Source organism: Salinimicrobium oceani (genome assembly GCF_012037645.1).
In genome coordinates this window covers 1-390 of the sequence record NZ_JAAVJR010000922.1, presented here as the reverse complement: position 1 = coordinate 390, position 390 = coordinate 1, and the positions used below count along the sequence as shown (strand labels likewise).

General features: G+C 41.0%; 1 pseudogene. It reads right to left on the bottom strand.

The annotated features are described in order from the left end of the window. Positions 1-390: pseudogene (locus tag HC175_RS20075) on the bottom strand (23S rRNA (uracil(1939)-C(5))-methyltransferase RlmD); the annotation flags it as partial.

The window sequence follows — 390 nt, the reverse complement described above, 5'->3', positions numbered from 1 at the left end:
GTAAGGCCGGCAAAATCCCTGGTGATCTTGTACAGGTTGTACGCCTGTTCAGAATTGGTTTGGTAGAAGGATTTGGCGTTGATCTTGAACTTAAGACCATCCATTTCCTCAAAAATATGATCATTCCCTTTATAGCAGATCACTTTCTGATCATAGATAGTATCATTTCCTTTAGGATTGATCACGTATTGAAGGCTTGTGATCTCCGGGAATTCTTCAGCAATAAAATTCAGCAGCAATTCCCGCTTTTCCCTGTTCTCCTCAAAAAACTGGATCAACACCATGATCTCTCCGGTTGAGGATGTTCTTATCATGAGGGTACGAAGCATTCCTCTTTGATCGCGGGTGTTGAAAAAAGGAATATCATTGGCAATGGCAAATTGCTTTACA